Here is a 20,916-nt window from a genome sequence, read left to right on the forward strand (position 1 = left end):
CGTCGAGCCGATGACGTGACGGCACGGCGATGCCCGGGAGGTTCCGTGGCGGCTATCGCGGCATGCCCGGGGTCATCCGGCCCTTGTCCCTGGCCGTGAGGGCGCGGGTCCCGGCGATGCCCAGGGCGATCATGGCGACGCCGAGCACGAGGTGCAGCCAGTTGTCCGCGGTGTTGAGCGGCACGAAGTTGGCCCGGCTGTCGTTGCCGACGGCGAGGCCGTAGATCCACAGGATGAGGTAGATGATGCCGCCGCCGATCAGGAAGCCGCGCGCACCGGCGACGGTCCGGGCCAGTTGCAGGCCCACCACGCCGAACAGCAGATGCACGATGTTGTGCAGGACCGACACCTGGAACAGGCCGAACAGCTTGGCCATCGAGTCGTGCCCGGCGAACTGCATCGAGCCGTAGTGCGTCGTGATGCCGGGAATGAAGCCCAGGATGCCGACGATGAGAAAGACCACGCTGGCGACGAAGGCGAATTGCTGCACGCGGGTCATCCGGCTCATGGTCGCCGATGCTGATGAACGAGCCATATCTCGGCACCTCCTCCTGCTCGGGCGCGGCCTTGTATCTGCCCGCCTATGACTCGCCTACCCGGCTCAAAGGGGCATAAGCGCATTAATTGGTCATAAGTGATCAGATCGCCTGAAAGTGGGGCTCTGATGGACAAGTGGCTCATCCCCAAGAAAAGAAGGGGACAAGAATCCATTGCCACCCTCGATTGAGATTCCTTATTCAGCCGCAAGGAATCGGTCAAGGCGAGGATGTGGGAGGACGACGGTCAGCCCGCGGCCGGGGGCCGTCCCGGCGGTGGCCCGTGGCCACCGGGCGGGGCGGGCGGTCCCGGGGGAGGTCCGTAGGCACCGGGCGGGGCGGGCGGTCCCGGGGGAGGTCCGTAGGCACCGGGTCCCGGCCAGTGCGGCTGCGGCATCGGCGGGACCGTCCTCTTCGGCGGGTCGGTGGCCTCACCCGCGGGCCCCGTGCTGATCACGAGCCGGTCCAGGTAGAGGACCTGCAGCGCGGCGAGGACGAGGAAGACCACGACGACCACGAGGATCGGGGTGACGAGGCCGGTCGAAGGCTCGCGGAGGCCGAACGCGCCCAGCTCCTGGAACAGCGCGACCGGCGCGGTCTGGTCGTCGGGGTCGGAGCCGACCAGCAGCGGCCACAGCAGGCCGTGCGCGCCCAGCAGCACGCTCGCGCCGCCCAGGAGCGCCGCGAGCGGAAGCGCGGGCAGCACGACCACCCGGAAGAACGCCGGGAGGGCCGGAGCGCCGGCCGAGGCGCGCATCCGCCACTCCGCCGAGCGGGTCCGGAAGAAGAGCGTGAGCACGACCAGAGCCGGCACGCTGAGCAGCGCCGGGGGGATCAGGCCGACGAAGGTGTTGAGGAGCTTCAGGTGCCGGAGGTTCTCGAAGCCGGCGATGCTCAGCGGGCCGAGCCCGACGAAGAGCCACGGCGCGAAGGGCAGCAGGCACCATTCGCTGTGGCGGCCGAACGGGCGCAGGCCACCGATGCCGAGGGCGGCCAGGAACGCCACGCCGACCGAGACGGCCGCGCCCAGCAGCGGCGGCACCCACGTGTTGGCGTAGATCCGCATGGCGGACGTCCGAAGCGGCGGCGTGTGCTCGGACGAGAGGACGGCCGACAGCCACGGCCACGAGGTCACCAGGGCGATGACCACCACGACCACCAGGGCCAGCACCCCGATGATCGTGCCGCCGGCGGTGGCCCGGCGCGGGTCCCGCACCGGTTCCGGCGGTGCGCCCGCGGGCCCGCTCACCCCGCTCCGGCCGGCGACCGGACGGAGTTCGATCCGGAGCCCGGTCCGCACGGCGATGATCGTGGCCGCGACGCCCAGCACACCGAGCAGCAGGCCGGTCATGGTCGCGACGGCCGAGCCGCGGCCGAAGTCGGCGTAGACGAAGGCCAGCCGGTACTGCATCGTCGCGAGGGTGGCCTGCCTGCCCATGCTCATCACCAGGCCGAACGAGAACGCCTGGAGGGCCACCGCGACGCTCGCCAGGGCGGTGAGGGAACCGACCGCGAGCATGGTCGGCGTCAGCGGGCGGCCCTCGGCCCGGCCGCGCATCACGGGCAGGAAGACCAGCAGCGCCAGCCCGCACACGAGGCCGAACGTGGCCGCGGCCGTGATGAGGGGGAGCGTGGGCGTCCACGCGCGCTGGGTGGGAAGTGATCCGAACACCCCGGCGATCCCGCCGTCGCGCTGCCCCTCGAGCCATGCGGCGGCGACCGCGACCGGGGAGAACACCACGAGCGGCAGCGACAGCAGCACCCGGCCGGCCCGGCGCGGCCAGGTGCCCGCCTGGTCGAGCGCGGCGGCGAGCGAGGGCCCGACCAGCATCGCCACCAGGAACGGGACGACGGCGAGCGACAGCGAGAAGCCGAGCGCGCTCCAGAAGTCTCCGTCGCCCAGCAGGGCGGTGTAGTTGCGCAGTCCGACGGACCGGGTTCTCCCGCCGAAGATCCCGCCCCGCTGAAAGCTCCGCAGGATCGTCTGGCCCGTCGGCAGGACCAGCGAGATCAGTGCCGCCAGCGCGGCCGGAACGGCGAGGAGCAGGCCGACGAGGCGGTACGGGCCCGCGCCGGGGCGCGCCGGGGATTGAAGGGCCATGGTCCGCTCCGCGAGTGCCGTTTCCCGATCGGCCAGAAGATCGGCCACACAGACCGTAGCGCCGGGCAGTGCCCGTCGTCCCGCTCAAAACGCGAAATATGCGCGCGTCGGCGGGAAGTGCACGGGAGGTGCGGCGGGTCAGGACTCCGCGGTGCCGTCGGGACCCCAGAAGGGCGCCGGGGTGTAGGACGTTCCGCCGCGCGTGCGGTGCACCCGGCCCCAGCCCTGACAGGTGGTGCAGATGCTCGCGTGCCGCCACCCGTCGGTGTCGACGACGGTCATGATGCCCTGCCCGTAGGGCGGGGCCAGCGGCGAGCACGTGGGACAGGCGACCGTCGACCGGTCCGGATCCGGCTTGTCGGGCTGGCGGCCTTGAGCAGTCATGACGAGATCCTTGGTGAAGCCGGTCATAGCCCGTGCCACCACCTTGCCAGGTGGTTCCACCAGCGCTGCGGTGCCCGGGCACGGGAGGTGGCTGGTCGTGGGGTGGTACTGATCGCGGGACGCGGCGGCGGCGCGGTGGCCGTCGTCTCCCCGACGCTCCTGGGCGGGCAGGGCACCGCGGGAAACCGGACCGGTAGCGCCGTCAGGGCGCGGTGGAAAGGACCGGGCCGCCATTCCAGCTCGCCGGCGGGAACGGTCAGCCGCAGCTCGGGCAGGCGGTCGAGAAGTTTCTCGATGGCGACGGAGGCGATGAGCCGCGCGTGGCCTTTGGCCGGGCAGGTGTGCGGGCCCGCGCTCCAGGCCAGATGGGCGCGGTTGCCCGCTCGGTGGCCGGAGACCCTGGCCGGGTCGGTGTTGGCGGCGGCGAAGCTGATGACCACCGGCTGGTCCGCGGGCAGATGGGCGCCGGCGAAGGTGAGGTCCTGCCGGGGGTAGGTGACGGCGTAGTTGGCCATCGGCGGGTCGGTCCACAGGACCTCGTCGAGCGCGTCCTCCACGGGCAGGCTCCCGCCGGAGAGGTCGCCCGCGAAGCGGCGGTCCGACAGCAGCAGCCGCAGCGTGTTGGCGATGAGGTTCTGCTCGGGCTCGGTCCCGGCGCCCATGAGCACGACGAGCTGGTGTGCGAGCTCCTCGTCGGTCAGGTACGCGGGGTGGCGGAGCAGCCAGGAGGTCACATCGGCGCCGGGCCGCCGGCGTCTGAGCGCGATCAGGTCCAGGACACCACGGGTGAGCTCGGCGTTCGCGTTCTCCGCGTCGACGCCGTCGAAGATGCCGCTCATGCCGTAGACCAGGCGGGCACCGATGTCGGGCGTGCAGCCGAAGAGCTCGTTGAAGACCAGCAGGGGCAGGACCTTGGCGTACTGGTCGACCAGGTCGGCCTCGCCGGCGGGCGCGAAGTGGTCGATGAGCGTGTCGGCGCTGCGCTCGACGTGGCCGCGCAGCGCGCCGGCGTCGATCCGGTCCAGGCTGTCGGTCACCGCGCCGCGCAGTCGCGCGTGCACCGCGCCGTCGGTGAACAGGCAGTTCGGCCGGTACATCATCATGGGCAGGACCGGGCAGTCCGCCGGCACCCCCCGTTCCCACCTGCGGGGATCCTTGGGGAAGGTGGCGGGGTCCCGCAGCACCTCGAGGGCGGCGTCGTACCCGATGACCAGCGTCGCGGGGACACCGGGGGCGAGTTCGACGGGCGCCAGCGGCCCGGACCGGCGCAGCCGGGCGTAGGTGCGGGCCGGGTCGGCGGCGAAGGCCGGCCCGTACAGCGGTACGCGACCATGAGCGGGGCAGGCCAGGGGTGGTACGGCCCGCAGGTGGTCAGCGGTCATGGGTGCTCCCAGTGGAGAGTGCGTCGAGGGCGATCAGATGATCGACGAGTGTGATCAGTGCCCGGGTGGAGGAGACGTCGTCGCGGGCGTCGCAGGTGACGAGCGGGGTGCCGGGGAGCAGGTCGAGGGCCTCGCGTACCTCGTCCTCCGGGAAGACGGCCGCGCCCTCGAAGTGGTTGATCGCCACCGCGTAGGGCAGGCCCTGCCTCTCCACCAGGTCCATGACCTCGAAGGCGCGGTCGAGACGGCCGGTGTCCACCAGCACCAGCGCGCCCAGCGCTCCGTGCGCCAGGTCCTGCCACAGCCGGGTGAAGCGCCGCTGCCCGGGAGTACCGAACAGATACAGCACCAGGTGATCGTTGAGGGTCAGCCGGCCGAAGTCCATGGCGACGGTCGTGGTCGTCTTGTCGTGGACTCCGGCCGGATCGTCGACGAGCGCGCCGACCTGCGTCATCCGCTCCTCGGTGCGCAACGGGCGGATCTCCGACAACGTGCTGACGAACGTGGTCTTCCCGACCGCGAAGGGACCGACGAGCAGGAGCTTGACCGAGGTACGCACGGAGTCGCGCAGATAGACGCCGTCAGAGGCGGGCACGGAGCCCATCGAGCACCTCCTGCAGGAGCCGGATGTCAGGGGTCTGGACGGCGGGGGCCGGCGTCCGGGTGCCGAGGCGGCCCTCGTCCATGAGGTCGGACAGCAGGACCTTGGTGACGCTGACGGGCAACGCCAGATGCCCGGCGATCTCGGCGACCGACAGCGTGCCGCCCCGGCACAGCTCCATGATCCGCCGCTTCTCCGGGGTCAGGTCGCTGGTCCGCTCGCCGGTGGCGACCACCAGGGTGACCAGGTCGAAGACGTTGCGGGTCGGGCGGGCGCGGCCGCCGGTCACGACGTGCGGCCGCACCAGCGCCCGCTCCGGCCGGGGCGGTCTCATGGCGTCCCGCCGGCGCGGTGGCGCGGCGCGCTGGTCAGCTCCTTGCCCAGCCGCTGGACCAGTTCCTGCAACCGGAACGAGACCGCCTCCATGTCCACGTGCTGACCGGCGGAGACCGCCACGTAGGCGCCCGGGCCGGCGGCGACGAGGAAGACGTACCCGTCGTCGAACTCGCTCACGGTCTGCCGCCACGGAGTGGCCGGGTCGCCGCAGAACTCGGCCGTACCGCGGGCGAGCGACTGCAGCCCGGACATCCCCGCGGCCTGCCGCTCGGCGTCGTCGCGCCCGATCCGCTCCGAGTGGGCCATCAGGAGGCCGTCGGCCGACAGCAGGATCGCGTAGCGCGTCTCCGGCATCCGCAGGGCGTCATCGAGCATCCAGCCGAGCCTGTTGCCGGTTCCGGTGTTCAGCGCGTCGTTCATGGCCGCAGGTCCTTCCCTTCACCCTCGAGCGGAGCGACGGCGCGGCCGGACCGCGTACCACGCTGCCAGGCGCCCATCCCGGCTGCGGTCTGCCGGGCGGGACGGCCCAGCGGGTCGGCGTTCCGGGCGGCCGGTGCGGCCGGCCGCACCGGTCCGGCGGCCTCCGCGCGGCGGCGCCGGGGCAGCCCCCCGGCCGTGGACGCCGGCGCCGGTGACGCGGGCCCGCCGGGCCGGGGAGCCGGCGCGGTCACCGCCCCGGTGGCGACCGCGGGCTCCGGCGATCCGGTCGCACGGGTGAGCAGCGCGGCCGGAAGGAACATCACGGCGCGCACGCCCCCGTACGGGGAGCGGGTGTCGACGGACACGGTGAACCCGTACCGCTCGGCCAGGACGCCGGCGACCGCGAAGCCGATCTGTGGAGGATCGCCGAGCTTGTCGATGAGCACCGGGTGCTTCCCGGAGAGAAGGCGCTCGGCGTGCCGGAGCTCCTCGGCGTCCATGGCGACGCCGGCGTCGTCGACCAGGATGGCGACGCCGTTGTGCGCGGGCTGGACGTTGACCTCGACTGAGGTGTCCGGCGGCGAGTGCCGCCCGGCGTTGTCCAGCAGCTCCGCGAGGGCCAGGACGACGGGCTCCACCGCGCGGCTGACCACGGCCACGCCGGTGCGCGCGTGGACGTTGACGCGCAGGTAGTCGCGGATCCGGGAGATCGCCCCCCGGGCCACGTCGCCGAGAGCGGAGGCCGAGCGCTGCTGGCCCGGCCAGGACCCGCACAGCACGGCCGTGGCCTGTGCCCGCCTGCCGAGCTGGGCGTTCATATGGTCGATCTTCAGCAGGCCTTCCAGGACCTCGGGGTCGTCATGGCGGTTCTGCATGGCGGAGATGGCGAGCTGCTGCTCGCTGGCCAGGCTCTGCACGGCGCGCATCATCGTGCGCAGCGTCGCCTTCGCCGACCGGTCGGAGCGGGTCTTCGTCCGCTCCACCGACTCGGCGAAGAGGTCCATCACCCGCTGGAGGGCCTGCTCGTAGACGGTTCCCCGCAGGCGCTGCTGGTACAGCGGGCCGGACACGGTGACGGGCCGGCCGTGCAGGGAGTCCATGAGCTCGGGAAGGCGGGTGTCGACCAGGTGCCGCACCTCTTCTTCGCACAGATACAGGCGGTCGTTCAGAAGGGTTTCCCGCCGGCGCAGGGAAATGGTGATCTGCCATTGCCGCACCAGGAGGACCGCCAAAACCACGACCCCGGCGGCCAGGCACGACAGCGCCGCCGCAAACTGGTATTGCTCCATAGCAACCTCGTGAAACATGGGTAGGAGTTAGTGGTGAAGCGCCTGTTTCAGCTGCGCTTCTGACTCGACGCGCTGACCCGCGTGCTCATTCCCGGGGGCGGTTCACGGCACTTCCTTCCGCACGGTGGGTTCGGAGTCTTCCGTCCCATGCCGTCGTCCCGTTCGAGCCGGGACGTGGCGAATACCCTGACGGTAGAACGGTGCCGAACACGTCGCTTGCGTCTGCGCGCAGGGAAGTTGCAGCCGGACGCAGTGTCCGCGGGCGGGCCGCCCGGAGTTCGTGATCGCCGTGGGCCACCGAGATCCTGACCGCCTCGGCCGCTGTTCCGAAACCGGCCAATGGCCGGAATCAGGGGCGTCGTAGAGACGTGTGTACTACTCTGTGAACATAGAAGATCACCATATGCACTTGATGTGGTGAACGGCCGGTCAGTTGACGTATCGGGGCGATTGCACAAGAGGGTGACTTCGGTGGCCGTGACAAGCTACCTCGTGGAGTCGGTGACGACTCGGGACCTGATTCCGCGTGAACGCGCCGATTTCTGGAGCGAGCACGTCACCTCCTATCACTGCCGCCTCGATTTCCGCTTTACCGGCACCGGCGCCTTCGACGGCGGGACGATCCGGCAGCGCACCGACAGCTACCAGCTCGTCGAGTGGTGGTGCAAAGAGATCGACTACATCCGCACCCCGGGTCAGGTGCGTCAGGACCCCGATGACGACTACCGGCTGCTGCTGCCGCTCGACGGCGAGCTGAGGGTTCGGCAGAACGACCGGGAGGCCCGGCTGGCGCCGGGAGCCGGCAGCCTGATCACGGTGGGCGCGCCGTTCGAGCTGGTGCAGCGGTCGCCCACCCGGGCGCTCATCATGACGATCCCGGCCCGCGAGGTGGACGGCCCGCTGAACAGATCGTCGCCGCTGGCCGCGGTCCTGGACATGACCTCCGGCCTGGGCCGGGTGGTGGGCGACGTGATCACCGCGGTGTTCGAGGAGCGCGAGACGCTCGGCCGGAGCCGGTTCGACGGGGTGTGCGACCGGGTCGTGGAGATGCTGTGCATGCTCGTGACCGGCGACGACCGTCCCGACGCGCCGGGGCACCTGGCCGAGGTCGAGGCGATGGTACGGCGCTACGTGCGCGAGCACGCGGGCGATCCCGACCTCAACGGCGCCGTGATGGCCCACGCGCTGGGTTGGTCGCTGCGGCAGGTGCAGGTGGCGCTGCAGCGCGTCGGCACCACGCCTCGCGAGCTGATCCGGGAGGAGCGCCTGCGGCTGGTGCGCGAACGCCTGCAGAATCCCGCCTACCAGCACATGAGCATCACCGACCTGGCGTACGAGTCGGGATTCTCCTCGGTGAGCGCACTGAGCAACGCGTTCCGGCAACGCTTCGGGGTCAGCCCGCGCGAGATGCGGCACGAGTCGGGTCACTGACCGCCTCCGCCGGTCGCACGCTGCGCCGGGCGGCAATTTCTCTGCGCGCAGGCGCAAGCGGCGCCGGCGCGCGCCGCATACCGTCACGGTTGCCGCGCGGGTGATTTCCCTGCCGCACCACGGTCGACCGCCACGGAGGAACTGATGGTTCTGAAGATGTCGTGTGCCTTCGCCACCTCGCTGGACAGCCACGAGCACGCCCGGGTCGCCGAGCGGCTCGGCTACCGCCACGCGTGGTTCTACGACTCCCCGGCCCTGTACCCCGACGTGTGGACGCAGCTGTGCCGGGCCGGGGAACGCACCGAGCGCATCGGGCTGGGACCCGGGGTACTGGTGCCGGCGCTGCGCCACCCGATGGTCAACGCGGCCGGCATCGCCACCCTGGTCTCCCTGGTCGGCCAGGAGAGGGTCGCGGTCGGGATCGGGTCCGGATTCACCGGCCGGCTCGCTCTGGGGGAGCGGCCGAGCCCGTGGAGCCGGGTGGCCGAGTACATCAGGGTGCTCAGGGCCCTGCTGCGGGGCGAGCGGGCGCGCTGGGACGGCGCCGTGATCGAGATGCTGCACGTCCCCGGCTTCGCGCCGCCCCGTCCCATCGAGGTCCCCTTCCTCGTCGGGGCTCAGGGCCCCAAGGGAACGGCGGTGGCCCGCGAACTGGCCGACGGGGTCTTCGGCACCCCAGTGCCCGTCCGCGGATTCGACTGGAGCGCGGTCCTGACGTTCGGCACCGTTCTCGCCGACGCGGAGGACCCCGGCTCGGAGCGGGTGGTGGCCGCCGCCGGGCACGCCGCCGGGGTGCTGCTGCACTTCGCCGCCGAGTTCGGCCGGCTCGAGCTCGTTCCCGGCGGGCGGCGCTGGGCGGAGGCCTACGAGCAGGCCTCCCCCGAGACCAGGCACCTTCTCATGCACAAGGGGCACCTGTGCGCGGTCAACGAGCACGACCGGCCCTTCATCACCGCGGAGCTGCTCAGCGGTCTCGGCCTGGCGCTCACCGCCAAGGGCTGGCGGGAGAAGCTGGCCGAGCTGGAGCAGGCCGGCGCCACCGAGGTGGTCTACCAGCCGGCGGGGCCTGACATCCCCCGGGAGCTCGCAGCGTTCGCGGAGGCCGTCCACGGCTGACCGGGCCCCGCAGGCGGGGCGCCGGGTGTCCCCGGCGTCCTGCCGTACATTCCACGTTTCTCGCCCACGGGGTGCCGGATCCCCGGCCGCCGAAAACGCCATGTTCTACCAGGCGGGCTGATGAAACATCTCGTGAGCGGCATTTATCTCTAAAGTCACAAAGGTGACTATGCGTGGAAATGCTCCTTGGACAAGCCGACGTTCCATGCCTAGGATCGACCGCGTCGTGAAAGCGATGCCCCCTGCTCCCGACCGTGTCCGCGCCGCGGCATGATGTTCGGTGAATATCTGGTGGTGATCGCCCCCCCGAAATGATTCCTGCCAGTGGGAGAGAGACCCGTGGAAACATATGTCGAGAATTCCGTGCCCGCCGATGCGAGCATCACGCTGAGCGACGCTCTGCGCGACCTGGTCTTCGACGGGCGGTACGAACAGATCGACATATTCGTGCGCGATGCCGTCACTGTTCTGCAGGCCTCCGCCGGCTCCGGCCTGACCCACGCCCAGCGGTCTCGCAGGGCATATGAACAGCTCCGCGAGGTGGCGGCGGGCCTCGGATCCGCCCGGGAGCTCATGGCCGATCCGCGCGCGTTGTTCGCGCTGTTCGACTGGACGGCGATCGCGGCCCCCGATCTCTTTCCTCTGCTGAGTGGCCATTATAATCTCACCGTCGGCGCCATCCAGCGGCTGGGCAGCGGATCGGCACTGCAGCGAAAGCAACTCGACCTGCTGGACGACGCCGGCCATGTCGGTGTCTTCCTGCTCACCGAGCTCGGATTCGGCAGTAACGTCCTGGAAATGCAGACCGAAGCGGTCTGGGACCAAAAGGCGCGCCGCTTTCTGCTCACCACTCCCAACGGCGCGGCGTGCAAGTTCATGCCCAACGTCGCCGCCGCGGACGTCCCCCGGATCACCGTTGTCGCGGCACGGCTCAAGGTGGACGGGAAGGACGAGGGGATCTTCCCCTTCGTCGTTCCGCTGCGGACCGTGGAGGGCGCCGCGGCCGGTGTCGAGGTACGGGCGTTGCCCGACAAGGGATGGGCGCCCATGGACAACGCGATGATCCGTTTCGACCAGGTGCCGCTTCCGTACGACGCCTGGCTGTCCGGCGAGATGGCCCGCATCGAGGACGACGGCACCTTCGTCTGCTCCGTCCCGGCGCATGACCGCTTCCGCCGTGCCATCGAACAGCTCCAGGCCGGGCGCATCGCCCTGTCGGCCGGTGTGGTGGCCAGTGCCCGCGCCGCCCTGTGGCTGACCACCCGCTACGCCGCGCAGCGTCGCACCGCCGGCGGGATCGTCATGATGGACCGTGACAACGTACGGCGGGCACTGGCGTCGTGCGCGGCTCGCGTGTACGCGGCGACCGCCCTGAGCAACGCGGTCCGGCGCCGTTTCGCCGATCCGGCCTCCCATCCCGGGGAGAACGCGCTGCTGGCCATGCTCACCAAGCCCCTGCTGTCGGGCACGGCGCTGGCCGTGCTCCAGGAGTGCCGGGAGCGGTGCGGCGCGCAGGGGATGTTCCGGGTCAACCGGATCGCCGACTACATCGGCAACGCCCAGGGAGTCGTCACCGCGGAGGGCGAGAACCAGGTCCTTCAGGTCGCGGCGGGGCGTGCGCTGAGACGGATGCTCAACGGGCGCGGCGCCGTCCCCACCATCAGTGACAGCCTCGGCGGACTCTCCTGGTGGCGTGATCTGCTGATCGCCCGGGAACACGCGCTGGCCGCGACCCTGGTGACCAGGGAGGGGACGGCCCCCGCCACCACCGCGATCGGCCCCAGCTGTTACGCGATCGACCTCGCCGGCGCGACCGCCGACCGCCTGGCCGTCGACGCCCTGACCGCGGCCGCCGACGCCGCCCCTCCCTCGGCTCAGGAGCTGGTGCGCACCCTGGCGGCCGTCTACGCCCTGGAGCAGATCCAGGCGCACGCCGGCTGGTACACCGCGACGGGACGCCTGACCGCCGACCGGGCGGCCGACGTGGCGCGGCAGCTCAACGCCGGATACCGGACACTGGCGGCGCAGCTGCCCGCGCTGGTGGGTGCCTTCGAGATCCCCGATCTGGGCGCCCCGATCGCCGACGACTACATCACCGCCTGGCTGGAGTCCGCGGGATGGGCGCACCTGGACCACCCGGTGACGCCCGGGCGGTGCACCGCGCCACCCGCCCTGCAGCACTGACGATCCGGGCGGCCGGCAGGCCTGACCACAGATGTCCGCACCGACCAGTGGAGACTCGACGGTGACGATCACCATCCACGGCGCGAACACCACCTGTGTCATCGTCGAAGGTTGTGAGGGCAGCGACGAGCACTACTCCTACGAGCGCGGCACCCGCCGGGCGAGGTGGCGCGGTGACCTCGTCGCTCCCGACGGGCGCACGATGCGGGTGTACGCCATCTTCGACGGCTGCTGGCATCTCAGCGTCGGCCAGGCCGGCAAGGGCACGCCGATCCCGATGTGGCCACACGCGATCATGCAGCACCCCACCGTCTCGTACTCCGCGCTGCTGGAGATCGAGGCCCCGCCCGGCACCCACCTCACCAACGTCTGGCCGGCGAGCGATACCAACTGACCTCGGTAAATGAGGACATGTGGTGAATAGCCCACCACTTCGGTAGTGGGCTATTCACCACTGAGTGTTGCGATTTGTTACTAGGCGTAGGTAGGGCTATCCGGAATCCTCCTTGTTGTAAGCAGATGAGGAGGATCGAGCGGTGGAACAGTACGAGCTTTACTGCCTCGCAGACTCGTTCTTTTACGACAAGCTCGCGCAGCGGCAGACGGACGTGTCGGACTTCTCCCTCGTCCGCCGGCCGGTTCCCGACGGCTGGATCCGCCACGAGACCGACACCTGGATGTACTACGGGCCCAAGGGCGAGGAGCCACTGCCCGCCCAGGGGTGGAAGATCCACATCTCGGCCCGCCTGGACGACGCCGAGCGCGCCCTCGCGGTGGCATGGGACTACTGCGTGCCGCGCGGGATCGCCTTCAAGTACCTCCGCGGTGAGTCGGTCCTGGTGATGTACAACTCCAAGTCCGCGTCCCGCACGTCGAGCGGCAAGCTCGTGACGATCTACCCGCGGGACGAGGAGGAGCTGCAGCTCGTGCTGAAGGAGCTCGACGAGCTTCTGCGGGGCGTCGAGGGTCCCTACATCCTCAGCGATCTGCGCTACGGCGAAGGCCCGCTCTTCGTGCGCTACGGGGGGTTCGCGGAGCGGCGCTGCATGGCCGAGAACGGCGAGCGGGTGCTCGCCATCGAGGACGATGCGGGACGGCTCATCCCCGACGTCCGCGGCGCCACGTTCTCCGTCCCCGGCTGGACGACGCTGCCGGCCTTCCTGGAGCCCCACCTGGCCGCCCGAAACGCCGTCACCACCACCGGCCTCCCGTACGAGATCGAGAGCGTGATGCACTTCTCCAACGGGGGAGGGGTCTATCTCGCGCGGGACACCCGTACCGGCGAACGCGTGGTGCTGAAGGAGGCGCGGCCGCACGCCGGGCTCGACGCCGCGGGCAGGGACGCCAGGACCCGGCTGCGGCACGAGCGGGACATCATGGAGCGCCTGGTCGGCCTCGATGTGGTACCGGACCTGCTCGACTACTTCACCCTCGGCGAGCACGAGTTCCTCGTACAGGAGTTCATCGACGGGAACCCGCTGCAGCGCCTGCTGGTCAAGCGGTATCCGCTGACCCGCGCCACCTGCACCGAGGAGGACCTCGAGGGCTACACACAGTGGGTGGTCGAGGTCCTCGGGCAGGTCGACCGGGCGGTCGGGGCCCTGCACGAGCGCGGCGTGGTCTTCGGCGATCTGCACCCGAACAACATCCTGATGACGGGCGAGGGCCTGCCCGTCCTGATCGATTTCGAGGTGGCGACACTCGCCGCCGACGACTCCCGGGCCGCCCTGGCGCATCCGGCCTTCGGTGCCCCGGCCGACCGGCGGGGCGTCGCCGCCGACCGCTACGCCCTCGCCTGCCTGACCTTCGGGCTGTTCGCCCCGCAATCGACGATCATGCTGCTGGTCCACCGGGCGAAGGCGGCCCAGCTGGCCGAGCTCGTCCGGGAGACCTTCCCGGTGCCCGCCGGCCTCATGGACGAGGCCGTACGGACCATCCTCCGCGACGGGGCGGGCACCGGCCGGGAGGCCGACGAGGCGGGCACCGGCCGGGAAGCCGGGGGGGCGGGCACCGGCGAGCCCGCCGCTCCGCCACCGGCACCGCCGCTGCCCGGCATCGAGCCGTGGCCGGACGTCCGGGCCGCGATGCACCGCGCCATCCTGGCGAGCGCCACGCCGGACCGCGACGACCGGCTCTTCCCAGGGGACGTGGCGCAGTTCGGACCCGGCGGCGGGCTCAACATCGCCAACGGCGCGGCCGGCGTCCTCTACGCGCTCGCCGAGACCGGCGCGGGCCCGTTCCCCGAGTACGAGGCCTGGCTGAGCGAGCGGGCCCTGCATCCGGTCTCGGGCAGCGGCCTCGGCTTCTACGACGGCCTGCATGGCGTGGCCTACGTCCTGGACCTCCTCGGGCGCCGGCAGACCGCGCTCGACACCGTGGACATCGTCCTGCGGGAGAAATGGGAGGGCCTCGGGCCCGGCCTGTTCTCCGGCCTGTCCGGCATGGGCCTCAACCTGCTGCACCTGGGCCCCGACTTCGCCGAGACCGCCTTCAGGATCGTCGACATCTGCGCCGACCGGCTCGGCGGCCCCGACGACGTACCCGAGCTCAGCGGCGGCGACAATCCACGGGCGGGCCTGCTGCACGGCTCCTCCGGCCCGGCCCTGCTGTTCCTGCACGCCTACGAGCGCACCGGCGACAAGGCGCTGCTGGACAAGGCCGCCGACGCGCTGCGCCAGGACCTGCGGCGCTGCTTCCGGGCGGAGGACGGCTCACTCCAGGTCAACCAGGGCTGGCGGTATCTGCCCTATCTCGGCGAGGGCTCGGTGGGGATCGGGCTGGTCCTCGCCCGCTATCTCGCCCACCGCCGGGACGAGGAGCTCACGGCCGCCCTCGCAGACCTCCGGCTGGTCACCAGATCGCGGTACTTCGTGCAGCCGGGCCTGTTCACCGGGCGGGCGGGCATCGTCGCGGCCCTGGGCATGGGCCTGCGGGACGCGCGGGCCGGCTCCGATCCGCTGCTCCCCGCCCAGGTCCGCGGGCTCCGCTGGCACGCGATGCGCTACGGCGACGGCCTGGCCTTCCCGGGAGACCAGCTGCTCCGGCTCTCCATGGACTTCGGCACGGGAACGGCCGGCGTCCTGTTCGCCCTCGCCGCCGCTCTGCACGAGCGGCCCGTCAATCTTCCCTTCCTCGAGCCGCCCGGTCGCATCGGTGCCTCTGCGGAGGCGTCCCCTGCGTACCGGAGCACCGAGCGGCTCACCCGTTTCGACTCAGGAGAGGAGGTGTAAACGCAAATGGCGCTTCTCGACCTGCAGGGTCTGATGACCCCCGGTGGTGGCGGGGGCGGTGGTGGCAGCACGCTCACCGCGCTCACGTGCCAGTCCGGGCACCCGAGCAACCTCAGCGTCGCGCTCTGCCACTGAGGCCGAGCTCTTCGAGGCAGTCCGATTCAGGAGAGGAGGTGTAGACGCAAATGGCGCTTCTCGACCTGCAGGGTCTGATGACCCCCGGTGGTGGCGGGGGCGGTGGTGGCAGCACGCTCACCGCGCTCACGTGCCAGTCCGGGCACCCGAGCAACCTCAGCGTCGCGCTCTGCCACTGAGGCCGAGCTCTTCGAGGTAGCACAGAGCCCTGGGCGGCCGCCTGAGCGGCCGCCCAGGGCGCACGCTTTCTACTGCCGGGAGGGACTGTGCAGACGGCTGACCGGTTGGTCGCGCAGACCGTCCGGCGCGGTGGCGCCTGGCTGACCGTGCTGGTGGTGACGTCCCTGGGAGGGGCCGTCCTCGAGCTGTCGCTGCCCTACGTACTGGGCAGAACGGTCGACGCGCTGATCTCCGGCGACCCGGCCGCCGGTGGCCGGGCCGCGGCCTGCATCGCCCTCGTCCTCGGCCTGGTGGCCTGCGAGAGCCTCGGCGTCTGGGCCGCGGGCGCGAGCAGTGCCCAGGCCTCCGCGTGGCTGCGCATCCGGATCGCCGGGCAGGTCCTGAAGGTCGGGCCGCGGATGACCCGCCGGTTCGCCGAAGGCGACCTCGTGACCCGGCTGGGACTGAACGCGGAGGAGGCGGGGCGGGCGCCGGAGGCGGTGGTCACCGCCGCCGCGCTGCTGCTCCCGACGGCGGGCAGCATCATCGCCCTCGCCCTCATCGATCCCTGGCTGGCCCTGACCCTGGTCGCCGGGCTCGCCCTGGTCGGCTTCGTCGTGCGGGCGTTCCTCCGGGACACCACCACGATCGCCGGCGGCTACCAGGAGGCCCAGGGCGACATCGCCGCACGGCTGATCGACGCGCTCTCCGGAGCACGTACGATCGCCGCGGCCGGAACGGCGGACGCCGAGACGCGGCGGGTCCTGGCGGCCCTGCCCCGGCTGCGCGCCCACGGGCTGGCGCTGTGGCGGGCCAACGCGCGGGCCGGGGTCCGGGCGGGTCTCGCGGTGCCCCTGCTGGAGGTGGCCGTGCTCGGCATCGGCGGGCTGCGCCTGGCCTCGGGAGGCCTCACCGTCGGCGAACTGTACGCGGCCGCGCGCTACGCCGTGCTCGGCGCCGGCTTGAGCGCCGCGCTCGGCCACGCGGGCCGGCTGGCCCGGGCCCGGGCCGCCGCCGCCCGGGTGTCCGAGCTGCTCGCCGAGCGGCCCGTCTCGCACGGCGTACGGTCGCTGCCCGCGGGCCCGGGCACCCTCGAGTTCCGCGGTGTGGTGCTGCCCGGGCGCACCGGGGCCATCGACGTCGTGCTCCCCGGCGGCTCGGCGACGGCGGTGGTCGGCCGGTCCGGGGCCGGCAAGTCGCTGTTCGCCGCTGCGGCGGGCCGGCTGGCCGACCCGGTCGAGGGCACCGTGCTGCTGGACGGGGTGCCGCTGCCCGAGCTGTCGCGGGAGGCCCTGCGCCGGGCGATCGGCTATGCGCCCGAGCGGCCGGTGCTGGTCGGTGACACCGTCGCCGACGCGATCGGCCTCGGCTGCCGTCCCGGAGCGGACGCCGTGCCGGCGGCCGCCCGGGCGGCCTGTGCGGACGGCTTCGTCCGGCCGCTGCCCCAGGGTTACGCGACCCGGCTGGAGGACGCGCCGATGTCCGGCGGGGAACGGCAGCGCATCGGCCTGGCCCGGGCCTTCGCGCAGGGCGAGCGCCTCCTCGTCCTCGACGACGCGACCTCGAGCCTGGACACCGCGACCGAGCGCCAGGTCGGCGCGGCGCTGACCGGGGAGCTGAGCGGCCGGACCCGGCTCCTCGTGGCCCACCGCGCCGCCATCGCCGCGCGGGCCGACCGGGTGATCTGGCTGGAGGACGGGCGGGTACGCGCCCATGACCACCATCGGGTGCTCTGGCGTGACCCCGACTACCGCGCCGTGTTCCAGGCCGCCCCTGCCCCGGAGGCGGAAGGGGCGGCCGGATGAGCCGGCCGGCCGCCCGGCTCCTGGGGCGGGCGCTCCGGCGGGAGCCGGGGCGCCTCATCCGGATCGGCTTCTGGTCGGTGGTCGAGGCGGCTCCGGCGTTCCTGATCGGTCACGCGATCGCGCGGGCCATCGAGGACGGCTTCGCACGGTCCCGCCCCGGGATCGGGCTGATCTGGCTGGCCGTGCTCGGCGGCGTCTGGGTCGTCGCCGCGATCGGCGCCCGGCAGGTGGTCCTGGCGGTCGCCGCGGTCGTCGAGCCGTTCCGCGACCGGCTGCTCACCTGGGTCGTCGCCACGACGCTGCACCGGCCCGCGGCCTCGCGGCTCCCGCCCGACACGGCGGCGGTCGCGCGGTCCAACCTCCAGGTCGAACTCGCCAGGGACGCGTTCGCCGCGGTCATCACCGTGGTCCGGTCCTTCGTCTTCACCGTGGTGGGCGTCGTCGTCGGGCTGGCGACCCTGATGCCCCAGGTGCTCGTGCTGGTGGTGCCGCCGTTCGCCGCGGGACTGGCACTGTTCCTGTTCTCCCTGCCGGCCCTGGCCCGCCGCCAGCGGGCGTTCATCCTCGCCGACGAGGCGACGGCCGAGACGGTCACCACCATGGTCGGCGGCCTGCGGGACATCGCCGCCTGCGGGGCCGAGGACCGCCTGCGGGCGGTGGCCGACCGGCAGGTGGCGAAGCAGGCGGACGCGGCCCGCGCGCTCGCGCGGGTCACCGCGATACGCACGGTGTCGCTCGGGCTGGGCGGATGGCTCCCCGTCGTCCTGGTGCTCCTGGGCACTCCCTGGCTGGTGCGCGGCGGAGCCGGGGCCGGAGTCGTCGTCGGCGCGCTCGCCTACGTCACGCAGTCCCTCACCCCCGCGCTGAGAGGGCTCGTGGAGGGTCTCGGTGTCAGCGGCGTGCGGCTGACGGTGGCCCTCGACCGGATTCTCGAGTCCGCGCGGGCCACGGGCGATGCGCCACGGGAACCGGCCGGGACGCTCCCCGCCCCGGAGGCCGCCGTGGAGCTCGGCGGCGTGACGTTCGCCTACGGACCCCATGCCGAGCCGGTCATCGCCGGCCTCGACCTGGTCGTCCCGGCCGGCGACCACCTGGCCGTGGTCGGACCCAGCGGCATCGGCAAGTCCACGCTCGCCGCGCTCATCACCGGGATGCTGGAACCGGCGGAGGGCACCGTCCGGATCGGGAAGGTACCGGCCGATCGCCTGGCACCCGCCGCCCGCGTGCTGATCCCGCAGGAGGCGTACGTGTTCCGCGGGTCCGTCTGGGACAACCTCACCTATCTCGGGCAGGCCCCCGGCCGTACCCTGCGGGAGGCCGTCGAAGCGGTCGGCATGCGGGATCTGCTGGAGCGGGTCGGCGGCTACTCGGCCATCCTCGACCCGGGCGCGCTCTCCGCCGGCGAGCGTCAGCTGGTCGCGCTGACCCGCGCCTACCTCTCCCCGGCCCGCCTGACGATTCTCGACGAGGCCACCTGCCATCTGGATCCCGCGGCCGAGGCGCGCGCGGAGGAGGCGTTCGTGCGGCGCGGCGGCACGCTCATCGTGATCGCGCACCGCATCACCTCGGCTCTGCGGGCCCGGCGGGTCCTGCTCATGGACGGCACCCGTGTCCACCTCGGCACCCACGACGAACTGCTCGGCACGGCACCGCTCTACGCCGACCTGGTGGGCCACTGGCGGCCGCCCGACCGCGATCACGAACCGGAGTTCGCACCATGAGATATCCACCCGCGCGACGTCAGGCGGCCTCCGAGGTCCTGCACGGCACGTGCGTTCCCGACCCGTACCGGTGGCTTGAGGACGCGGAGAGCCCGGAGACCCGGCGGTGGCTCGCGGCCCAGGACGCCCTCTGGCGGGACCACGCCGCCACGCTGCCCGCCCGGGACCGGCTGCGAGCCCGTGCGGCCGAGCTGGCCGGCATCGGCATGGTCACCGCACCGATGTGGCGCGGGGACACGAGCTTCTTCCTGCGCCGGACCGCCGGGCAGGAGCACGCCGTGCTCCACCTGGCGGCGGCGGACGGGCACGAGCAGGTCCTGGTCGACCCGATGCGGCTCGACCCGAGCGGCCTGACCACGCTCGACGCCTGGCAGCCGGATCTGGAGGGGCGGCGGCTGGCCTACCAGGTGTCCCGGCACGGGACCGAACGATCGGAACTGTACGTCCTGGACATCAAGTCCGGGTACGTCGTCGAGGGCCCCATCGACCGTTGCCGCTACTCCCCGCTGGCCTGGCTGCCCGGCGGGGAGGCGTTCTTCTACGTCCGGGCGGCGGGGGAGTCCCTCCTTCCCCAGCGGGTCTACCTGCACTGGGTGGGCGCCCCCGCGGCGGCCGACGTGGAGATCTTCGGGTCGGGCCGGGACGAGACCACCACCTACGGCCTGGGGATCAGCCGGGACGGCCGCTGGCTGGTGGTCTCCGCCTCTCCCGGCGTCGCACCCCGCAATGATCTGTGGCTCGCGGATCTCTCCGTGTTCCCGGCCGGTGAGCCGGACCTGCGCGTCGTCCAGGAGGGCGTGCACGCCAGGAGCGCGTTCACCGTCGGCGGGGACGGGCGCATGTACGTCGTCACCGACCGCGAGGCCCCCCGGATCCGGCTGTGCACCGGGGATCCGGAGCGGCCCGCGGTCTGGACCGACCTCGTGCCGGAGGACCCGGAGGCGGTGCTCACCGACTTCGCCGTGCTCGACGGGCCCGAACTCGGCCGGTCCGTGCTGCTGGTCGCGTGGATGCGCCACTCGGTCAGTGAGATCAGCGTCCACGACCTGGCCACCGGCGAGCGGCTCGGCGACGTGCCGCTGCCCGGCGCCGGCGCGGCCGGGCCGCTGTCGACGCGCCTGGACGGCGCCCACGAGGCCTGGTTCACCTATTCCGACACCGTGACCCCCGGAACGGTCTGGCGCTACGACCACCGCACCGGGGAGACCACCCCCTGGGCCCGGCCGCCGGGGAGCGTGACCGTACCGGACGTGGAACGAGACCAGATCGTGTGCTCGTCGGCGGACGGCGCCCCGGTGCGGGTGACCGTCCTCGGGCGGGCCCGGGAGGGCGACCGCCCGCGGCCCACGATCCTCTACGGGTACGGCGGCTTCGGCCTGCCGGTCACGCCCACCTTCGCCGCGGACTCGCTGGCCTGGGTCGAGGCCGGCGGGGTCCTGGCGATCGCTCACGTACGGGGCGGGGGAGAGGACGGCGCGAATTCACACCGCGCCGGAATGGGAGAGCGGAAGCAGCGGGTGTTCGACGATTTCATCGCGGCCGCCGAGCAACTCGTCTCCACGGGCTGGACGACCCGCGAGCAGCTCGGCATCTGGGGCGAGTCGAATGGCGGGCTCCTCGTGGGAGCGGCCCTGACTCAGCGGCCTGACCTCTTCGCCGCCGCCGTGTGCTCCGCTCCTCTTCTCGACATGGTCCGCTATGAAGGATCCGGGCTCGGTGCCGCCTGGAAAGCGGAGTACGGTTCCGTCGCCGATCCGGAACAGTTCCGCCGGCTACTCGGCTACTCGCCCTACCATTCCGTGCGGGAGCAGGTGGACTATCCGGCCACGCTGTTCACCGTGTTCGGCGGGGACTCGCGAGTGGACCCATTTCATGCCCGCAAGATGTGCGCGGCGCTGCAATGGGCCACCCGGGGGTCCGGGCCCATACTGCTGCGCCACGAAGGCGAGACCGGGCACTCCGCCCGGCCAGCCGGCCGTTCCATCGAGCTCGCGGCGGACATGCTCGCCTTCCTCGCCGCGCACACCGGGCTCAGCCTCCCGGCCCGCTGAGCCCTCCCGGCCCGCTACGCCCTTCCGGCCGCCCG

The 20,916-nt window shown here is 72.2% G+C and carries 18 protein-coding genes; 10 read left to right on the top strand and 8 right to left on the bottom strand.

From position 1 onward, the window contains the following. Positions 1 to 52 precede the first annotated feature (52 nt). The 8 genes from ACRYCC_RS21185 to ACRYCC_RS21220 form a co-directional block, all read right to left on the bottom strand. Positions 53 to 499, bottom strand: coding sequence for a DUF4383 domain-containing protein (locus ACRYCC_RS21185; protein ID WP_433814583.1), 447 nt, complete (start codon positions 497 to 499; stop codon positions 53 to 55). Between the two features lie 284 nt (positions 500 to 783). Further along, positions 784 to 2,637: a carbohydrate ABC transporter permease gene (locus ACRYCC_RS21190; protein ID WP_433814585.1), complete on the bottom strand. Its 1,854-nt coding sequence runs from the start codon at positions 2,635 to 2,637 to the stop codon at positions 784 to 786. Between the two features lie 138 nt (positions 2,638 to 2,775). Beyond that, positions 2,776 to 3,021, bottom strand: coding sequence for a hypothetical protein (locus ACRYCC_RS21195; RefSeq protein WP_433814586.1), 246 nt, complete (start codon positions 3,019 to 3,021; stop codon positions 2,776 to 2,778). A 23-nt stretch (positions 3,022 to 3,044) separates the two neighbouring features. Further along, on the bottom strand, positions 3,045 to 4,403 hold the full coding sequence (locus tag ACRYCC_RS21200; RefSeq protein WP_433814588.1) for a cytochrome P450: 1,359 nt from the start codon (positions 4,401 to 4,403) through the stop codon (positions 3,045 to 3,047). Further along, the gene (locus tag ACRYCC_RS21205) at positions 4,393 to 5,007 is read right to left on the bottom strand and encodes a GTP-binding protein (protein WP_433814590.1); all 615 of its coding nucleotides are present in this window, start codon (positions 5,005 to 5,007) and stop codon (positions 4,393 to 4,395) included. The genes ACRYCC_RS21200 and ACRYCC_RS21205 overlap by 11 nt, the downstream gene beginning before the upstream one ends. Then, positions 4,985 to 5,338, bottom strand: a complete 354-nt coding sequence (locus ACRYCC_RS21210; RefSeq protein WP_433814592.1) for a DUF742 domain-containing protein — start codon at positions 5,336 to 5,338, stop codon at positions 4,985 to 4,987. The genes ACRYCC_RS21205 and ACRYCC_RS21210 overlap by 23 nt, the downstream gene beginning before the upstream one ends. After that, positions 5,335 to 5,760 carry a roadblock/LC7 domain-containing protein gene (locus ACRYCC_RS21215; protein ID WP_433814593.1) on the bottom strand — a complete coding sequence of 142 codons (426 nt, stop codon included), beginning with the start codon at positions 5,758 to 5,760 and terminating at the stop codon, positions 5,335 to 5,337. Before ACRYCC_RS21215 ends, ACRYCC_RS21210 begins: the two co-directional genes overlap by 4 nt. After that, positions 5,757 to 7,049, bottom strand: coding sequence for an ATP-binding protein (locus tag ACRYCC_RS21220; RefSeq protein ID WP_433814595.1), 1,293 nt, complete (start codon positions 7,047 to 7,049; stop codon positions 5,757 to 5,759). The genes ACRYCC_RS21215 and ACRYCC_RS21220 overlap by 4 nt, the downstream gene beginning before the upstream one ends. A gap of 471 nt (positions 7,050 to 7,520) precedes the next feature. On the opposite strand from ACRYCC_RS21220, the gene ACRYCC_RS21225 reads away from it, so the two are divergent. From ACRYCC_RS21225 to ACRYCC_RS21270, 10 genes are all read left to right on the top strand, one after another. Next, positions 7,521 to 8,480 (top strand): AraC family transcriptional regulator, encoded by a 960-nt coding sequence (locus tag ACRYCC_RS21225; RefSeq protein WP_433814597.1) that lies wholly within the window; start codon positions 7,521 to 7,523, stop codon positions 8,478 to 8,480. Between the two features lie 144 nt (positions 8,481 to 8,624). Next, positions 8,625 to 9,596 carry an LLM class flavin-dependent oxidoreductase gene (locus tag ACRYCC_RS21230; RefSeq protein WP_433814599.1) on the top strand — a complete coding sequence of 324 codons (972 nt, stop codon included), beginning with the start codon at positions 8,625 to 8,627 and terminating at the stop codon, positions 9,594 to 9,596. A 339-nt stretch (positions 9,597 to 9,935) separates the two neighbouring features. Then, complete coding sequence (locus ACRYCC_RS21235; RefSeq protein ID WP_433814601.1) at positions 9,936 to 11,780, top strand: acyl-CoA dehydrogenase family protein; 1,845 nt, start codon at positions 9,936 to 9,938, stop codon at positions 11,778 to 11,780. 61 nt (positions 11,781 to 11,841) lie between these two features. Beyond that, entirely contained in the window at positions 11,842 to 12,174 is a 333-nt protein-coding gene (locus tag ACRYCC_RS21240) for a hypothetical protein (RefSeq protein WP_433814602.1), read from the top strand. A 142-nt stretch (positions 12,175 to 12,316) separates the two neighbouring features. After that, entirely contained in the window at positions 12,317 to 15,010 is a 2,694-nt protein-coding gene (gene lanKC, locus ACRYCC_RS21245) for a class III lanthionine synthetase LanKC (RefSeq protein ID WP_433814604.1), read from the top strand. A 6-nt stretch (positions 15,011 to 15,016) separates the two neighbouring features. Beyond that, positions 15,017 to 15,145, top strand: coding sequence for a SapB/AmfS family lanthipeptide (locus tag ACRYCC_RS21250; RefSeq protein WP_433814606.1), 129 nt, complete (start codon positions 15,017 to 15,019; stop codon positions 15,143 to 15,145). A 50-nt stretch (positions 15,146 to 15,195) separates the two neighbouring features. Then, positions 15,196 to 15,324, top strand: a complete 129-nt coding sequence (locus ACRYCC_RS21255; RefSeq protein WP_433814606.1) for a SapB/AmfS family lanthipeptide — start codon at positions 15,196 to 15,198, stop codon at positions 15,322 to 15,324. Positions 15,325 to 15,411: 87 nt separating this feature from the next. Then, a complete protein-coding gene (locus ACRYCC_RS21260) occupies positions 15,412 to 17,109 on the top strand; it encodes an ABC transporter transmembrane domain-containing protein (RefSeq protein WP_433814608.1) in 1,698 nt (565 codons plus the stop codon). Further along, complete coding sequence (locus ACRYCC_RS21265) at positions 17,106 to 18,830, top strand: ATP-binding cassette domain-containing protein (RefSeq protein ID WP_433814610.1); 1,725 nt, start codon at positions 17,106 to 17,108, stop codon at positions 18,828 to 18,830. The genes ACRYCC_RS21260 and ACRYCC_RS21265 overlap by 4 nt, the downstream gene beginning before the upstream one ends. Continuing rightward, the gene (locus ACRYCC_RS21270; protein ID WP_433814612.1) at positions 18,827 to 20,881 is read left to right on the top strand and encodes a prolyl oligopeptidase family serine peptidase; all 2,055 of its coding nucleotides are present in this window, start codon (positions 18,827 to 18,829) and stop codon (positions 20,879 to 20,881) included. The genes ACRYCC_RS21265 and ACRYCC_RS21270 overlap by 4 nt, the downstream gene beginning before the upstream one ends. The last annotated feature ends 35 nt before the right edge of the window (positions 20,882 to 20,916 follow it).

Source organism: Actinomadura scrupuli, from assembly GCF_050971785.1.
Lineage (GTDB): Bacteria > Actinomycetota > Actinomycetes > Streptosporangiales > Streptosporangiaceae > Actinomadura_E > Actinomadura_E scrupuli.